General features: G+C 40.3%; 1 protein-coding gene. It reads right to left on the bottom strand.

Features of this window, described 5'->3' with window-relative positions; translation table 11 throughout:
• Positions 1–507: 507 nt before the first annotated feature.
• Positions 508–2358: a DUF6359 domain-containing protein gene (locus HMPREF9442_RS02555; protein WP_040602520.1), complete on the bottom strand. Its 1851-nt coding sequence runs from the start codon at positions 2356–2358 to the stop codon at positions 508–510.
• Positions 2359–2600 lie beyond the last annotated feature (242 nt).

Genomic DNA, 2600 nt, shown 5'->3' with positions numbered 1-2600 from the left:
CCAGGATCAAACTCTCCATCGTAGAATATCATCTTACTCCTGCTTGAAACAGGAATGTTTGTATCTGCGCTCTTCCGGACGTTACTTTGTCGTTTACCTGTCTTTTTTATCATTCAGTTTATGAAAACTGAACTGACGGTTGGTTTCTTTTTTACCCTTGACATTCTGCCTCTCAAAGAAAAAACAGATGCCAAGCTCTTGTACTACTTCTTCCTTTATGTAAGACTTTCAATGAACTCTTGTTTACTTGTCGCTCTCGTTCCGTTTTGCCTTGTTAGCGGCGTTGCTTCCCGATTGCGAATGCAAAGGTAGGCACTTTTTCAGTAACCACCAAATTTTACGCCAACTTTTTTTGGCGAAAATGACATGTAAAGATACAAAATCAAACCGAAACATGCAAGAAACATGCTGTAAAACATGTTTTTAACACAAGCACAAACCACGCAAAAAAATATTGGCCGCCCCATCAAGAGGCGGCCAACTATTATCATCTAAAGCCCAAATGGCTTATCTAACCACTTTCTTCACTTGCTGACCTTGCTTCACAATATAAATGCCCTTCTGCAATCCATTCAAACTATCTCCTACCTTCACGCCACCTAATGTGTAAACTTCAACCGGAGAATTATTCTCAACCTCAATACCGCCTACAGATGAACCGTCTTTCTCAATATAAAGTTCCGGTAATATCCCCTGTGCATCCGAATACGCTCCAAAGCTTGTATATTGGGCTGAATACTGAATCCATTTATTCATTTCTGCATTTGTAATAGTAGCCAAACCATCATCTGCAATACTGATGGTCCATACATAACCACTTTCTGGCATCTCTTTGCTTACATTGAAACTATTGAAAGTTCCTTTCATATACAAATACCGACCGTATGAATCCTGAATAGTATAACCGCCCTCCACTGCCGTAATCGTAAATGCATTGGTTTCTTCTGTGCTAAATTCACCATTTGACATCGTTACATCAGACACATCCAAATACCCATACTCTTTTGATTCCACTATGTTCTGTGCAACCTTACTATTTTCATCCTGTGTTACCAACATAGCATAACGTTGGCCACTGACAATCTCATTTACCTTAGCAAATGTTATTGTAGGTACAGGTTCTGGAGTTTCACCATCCTCTAATACATAATCAGACACTTCTTTGACGCCACAAACTCCGAAATAAGCTTCCAAGTTACCCAACAGATTAACTTGTTTCCCCAAATTCTCTGGATTATCTTTCAGATTCAGTGCTGTACGAACATCACCTTGCGGTAATTGCACTACCACACATTGAGTATAGTCTTTCTGATTAACATCGCTAGCAATCAACATATTGCTTACCGACACACTCTCACCTTCTGCACCAAAAATAGCAGATTCTTCATTTATACTCTGCCCATTCACGTAACCTACAATATAACCTTTTACCCAAGCTTCTCTGTTGGGATTCTCCAATATGAGCACATCAGAAACCGTATAAGGAACCTCCTTTGTACCTTCCCCAGACAATTGGACAGCCATTCCTGTCATAGACACCACCACAGGCTCCTTCAACCCTCCACCGGAAATTGTCAAAGTACCCATATAATCACCAGAAGACGTCGGTGCAAAAAGAACTTCCAACTCTGCATTAACCGCATCATCTTTAGGGATAGTTGTCGTAGCACAAGAAAAAGCTTTCCCTTCCACAACAACAGTTAAATCACCAGTCAAATCAGAACCTGAAATAGCTACTTTTTGGGTCAATTCAGTTCCCACTCCAATAGCACCAAAAGCCACAGCACTGGGAGCTGACACAGATGCATCCGGTATCTCGCCTGCCTCAAGTTTTGTCACTTCAATATTATCCAAGAAAAAACGTCCCTTCGATTCTACCGAAGACGAAAATGTAATTTTTGAAGCAGCAGTTCCTTTTATCTCCAAAGAAAAGTCTTTCATATTGGCTGCATAAGGAGCCGGATCATTCGTCAAACCTGTAATTTCTACTGCCTCTTGTTCATCTACCTGTACCATCAGGCTTGTAGCATCTTTACTCCATGCACATGCCTTGAACTTCAATGTATATGTAGCCGAGGCATCAGACAAATCAATAGACGGTGTAACAAGGATCCCCCCTTTTTTACTCGCACCGAATTTAGCATTCCCCTCACCGGCATAGCCGTTTACACAACTCCAACCCGTAGTGAGTGTATAAGGATCCATTCCATCATCCATCTTGGTTCCCGGATTATCAGGATCTTTCGATGTACACTTACTGAAATCCTCACTCAAAATCACTTGTTGGGCGGCTGCTTGTCCTGCCACAAACAACAAAGCCAACAACATCCAATTTTTTAATGAAGTAAAACTAGTCATACGCTTATGTTTTTAATAAGTTAATAAATAAGTATAAACAAATATAGGCAATATATTCCATAACAAGCGATTCCTTTCGCTAAAAAGAGTGAAAAGGAGGATAAAAGAACAAGAAAAAGCGTAGAATGTAACATGAATGACGTATCATGGAGCAAGAAAGCCCGATAAAGCGAAACCCATTCTTTGAAAAGGCACTAATTTTAAGAAGAAGCCTCCAATGGTACAATCCTGTAACGGTTACC

This window comes from Paraprevotella xylaniphila YIT 11841 (genome assembly GCF_000205165.1).
Taxonomy (GTDB): Bacteria; Bacteroidota; Bacteroidia; order Bacteroidales; family Bacteroidaceae; genus Paraprevotella; species Paraprevotella xylaniphila.
Note: the sequence above shows the minus strand (reverse complement) of the source record. Positions and strands in the feature narration are given on the sequence as shown.